This is a genomic window from Streptomyces sp. NPDC049915 (assembly GCF_040656475.1).
GTDB lineage: Bacteria > Actinomycetota > Actinomycetes > Streptomycetales > Streptomycetaceae > Streptomyces.
The window spans coordinates 1-3,192 of the sequence record NZ_JBFAMH010000070.1 but is presented as its reverse complement, the minus strand read 5'-3'; the positions used below and the strand labels follow the sequence as shown (position 1 = coordinate 3,192).

The following is a 3,192-nucleotide window of genomic DNA, read 5'->3' as shown; positions in this document are numbered from 1 at the left end:
ACAGGATCAGACGAAGGCCGCCCCCACGTCCGGCGAATCCCCAGGTGAGCGACTCAGTTCGAGACGCCGTTCGAAGCCGATAGATAAAGAACAAGTTCAGTGCATGTTCGGCTTCAGAGTCGCAAGTGCCCGCGGCGCACGCACTCAGGTACCACTGGATGCTCTCCTGGGCACGACAGCACGCCTACTCGCCGATCTCACCGATGACGAGGCCGAGAAGATCACCCAGCTCCTCGGAGCACAACAGTCACTCCCAGACCAGCCATGGACTCAACCCTCCTTCGACGATCTATGGCCCTTGCCCCACCAGCGTCGCCAGTGGGGCAAGAGATGACTACAGCGACTTGACGGGGGCGATGGAGCGTCCTGACCTCTTGCCGGACAGCTCGACCAGTGGCCGCTGAACGATAAGGTGATGCACCACGATCGAGGTCACTGCGCGGCCTTCTGCCCGCGAATGTTCGGCCTGCCGCCGTCCCGAAGCACTCGCCGTCTGACCAAACGGCACCCGCGCGGGAGGCACCGGTAGCACCCGAGGCGGGCGTCTGTCCTCAAGCCGCCGCGATGGCTGAAAGGCGCCATGTCGCCCGGACCTAGGAGGAGTTGAAGCCGCGGAACGCAGATCCATTGTCAGTGGTGCCTGTCAGCATGGCTGGTCGGTCCGGCAGGCTTCGAGGAGGGGGACAGGACACGTGCCTTACGTCAGGGAGTATGTGCGTTCCGACGGGACTCGCGTGCGCGGCTACTCGCGGTGGGCGCCGGGCGCGCGCGGGGAGATGACGCTGTTAGCCGTGGTTGCCGTGGCCGTGATCGGAATGGGCGGCGGCACCACACCGGCGGGCAGCGCGGAAGGCGGCGCGACCCGACCGCAGCCGGCGGTGAAGTACCCGATCCGGTTTGAGGAGACGACCGCGGGCAGGGCAGGGGTACGCCCGCAGCCCAATGTGTCGTATCCGGTCAGGTTCGACACCCCGACGCGGAAGCCGGTCGTGCCCCGGCCCACCGTGTCGTACCCGATCGACTTCTCCACGATGGGCTCCGGCCGGTGACCCGCCGCCCACCCGCCCGCCGCACCCCTACCCGACGATCTCCCGCTCGGCGCCCGCGCCGCACCTCCGCCTCGGCACGCCGGCGTCGGCAGCAGGAGTCGCAGATTCTCGTCCTCGGCGTGGCCGGACTCGTCGGGATCGCTCTGGTGGTCGCCGTCGTGCAGTGGCTGCTTACCCATGGGTGGCTCCTGGTCCTGGCCGCTGCCGTGGCGTTCCTCGTGGGTGTCGTCTGGTCACAGCGCAGGGCGCAGCAAGCCCAGTGGCAGCAGGTGCGCAGCCAGGCACTGCGGTACGGCCCGACACAGCTGGACGCGCTGAGCCACCGCGACTTCGAGTACGCGGTGCGCGACCTGATGCGCCGCGACGGCTGCCACGATGCCGTCCAGGTCGGCGGCCAGGGCGACCTCGGCGCCGATGTGAAGGCCACCGACCCCTACGGCCGACTCTGGGTGATGCAGTGTAAGCACCGCCGTCTCGGCGACCGGGGCGGCGCCGTCGGCACCCCTGAACTCCAGGTCCTCAACAGCACCGCCCGACCCGTCCACGGCGCCGACGTCGTCGTGATAGTCACCAACGGCCGCATCACCCAGCCCGGCCGAGACTTCGCCCAGCAGCAGCGCATACACCTGGTCGACCGCCGCGTCCTAGCGGACTGGGCCGCAGGCTCGAGGCCGCTGTGGGAAGTGCTGCGCGCGGTGCCCCCGCCGCGTCGACCGTCGGCCCTCTCATGACCGGCACCGTTCACTGGAGTGCTGCTCACGGCACTCCGCGCTGGCTGCGAGGTGACGGTCCCGTCGGTCCCGAGCTCGATGATCTGACACACCAGCGACAAAGGAAGGTGGGGCCACCCTCGAGCAGGGGGCCCCACCGAGCAGGACCGGTACGGCCTGGGGTGGCCGCGGGTTCGCAGGTCAGCAGAGGCTCAGGCCCTTGTGCAGTACCTCGGAAACGTTGATCTTCAGTCCCTTGCCTAGCGCTGCGTCATCCGCCCAGATCGGCGTTATCGCTGCATACCCGGCGTCCTTGGCCGTGCCGTTCACGAGCAGGGGCTGGTGGTGCCGGTGATCGTGGCGGATGCCCAGACGCATCTGCGGATGCTCGGGCATCGGCCGACCCCGCCAGCCGTCCACAGCGAGGTCGATGAGCTGCTTGGTGACAGGGAGGACGTCGACAGCGGTCTCGCCGTCTTCGGGGACCATCGCGTCGAGGAACACCAGATGCGCGATCCGCTTCGGGACCCGGTTGGCGACTCCCGAGATGACCATCCCGGCGTAGCTGTGCCCGACGAGCACGACGTCGTAGAGGTGCTCGTCTTCGATCAGGCCAGCGACGTCGTCGATGTGGGTTCCGAGCCCGATCTTGGGGCTCAGCAGGTGTGCTTTGTCGCCGTAGCCGGTGAGCGACGGCGCGAGCACCCGGTGCCCGGCCGCCTCCAGCAGCGGGACCACCCGGTCCCAGCTTCGCCCGTTGTGCCAGGCGCCGTGTACCAGTAGAAATGGGGCGTGCCTCGGTACTCTTTGGTAACCGCGAACATCGTGATCCCCACGACGCCGCCCGGGCAATACGGCACTTTTTGGTGCCCCGGTTCTCAGGAGGTAACCGTGCAGGACCCGTGCCAGGCCCGTGAAGTCCTCGGGATGGTCGGGGACAGGTGGGCGCTGCTGATCGTGCGCATGCTCAAGGACGGGCCGTTGCGCTTCACCGAGCTCAGGCGGACAATCGACGGCATCAGCCAGCGCATGCTCACCGTGACGCTGCGAGACCTCGAACGCGACGGGATCCTGACGCGCACGGTCCGCAACGTCATGCCGCCGCACGTCAGCTACGAACTGACCGCGATGGGCCGGAGCCTGCGCGAGGCCACCGCGCCGCTGCTCGAATGGAGCATCACGCACCTGCCACACATCGACGCCGCTCGCACGGCCTACGACAACCGCTAAACGAGTAACTGGCCCTAACAAAGCCTATGGACGTGGCGGTGGGTGATCAGGCAGACGGCGAGGCCGAGGAAGGCCTCGTGGATGTCGTCGCGTCGTTCCCAGCGGATACGCAGTCGGCGAAAGCCATGCAGCCAGGAGATCGTCCGCTCGACGACCCAGCGAAAGGTGCCCAGGCCGGTGCCGTGGGGCTGCCCGCGTTCGGC

Annotated in this window: 4 protein-coding genes and 1 pseudogene; 2 read left to right on the top strand and 3 right to left on the bottom strand. The window is 68.0% G+C overall.

From position 1 onward, the window contains the following. Positions 1–742: 742 nt before the first annotated feature. The gene (locus AB0J12_RS39480) at positions 743–1,030 is read right to left on the bottom strand and encodes a hypothetical protein (protein ID WP_363269636.1); all 288 of its coding nucleotides are present in this window, start codon (positions 1,028–1,030) and stop codon (positions 743–745) included. Between the two features lie 138 nt (positions 1,031–1,168). On the opposite strand from AB0J12_RS39480, the gene AB0J12_RS39475 reads away from it, so the two are divergent. Continuing rightward, positions 1,169–1,780: a restriction endonuclease gene (locus AB0J12_RS39475; RefSeq protein WP_363269635.1), complete on the top strand. Its 612-nt coding sequence runs from the start codon at positions 1,169–1,171 to the stop codon at positions 1,778–1,780. Between the two features lie 354 nt (positions 1,781–2,134). Here AB0J12_RS39475 and AB0J12_RS39470 read toward each other — a convergent pair. Further along, positions 2,135–2,539, bottom strand: a pseudogene (locus AB0J12_RS39470) (alpha/beta fold hydrolase); the annotation flags it as partial. Between the two features lie 147 nt (positions 2,540–2,686). Between AB0J12_RS39470 and AB0J12_RS39465 the strand changes: the two are divergent. Continuing rightward, entirely contained in the window at positions 2,687–2,989 is a 303-nt protein-coding gene (locus tag AB0J12_RS39465; RefSeq protein ID WP_363269637.1) for a helix-turn-helix domain-containing protein, read from the top strand. Positions 2,990–3,003: 14 nt separating this feature from the next. On the opposite strand, the gene AB0J12_RS39460 is transcribed toward AB0J12_RS39465, so the two are convergent. Then, the coding region (locus AB0J12_RS39460; protein WP_363269634.1) for a transposase at positions 3,004–3,192 on the bottom strand (189 nt) is incomplete at its 5' end.

Coding starts and splice junctions, on each gene's coding strand:
- AB0J12_RS39465 (WP_363269637.1), top strand. CDS start 2,687: ATGGTCGGGGACAGGTGGGCGCTGCTGATCGTGCGCATGCTCAAGGAC.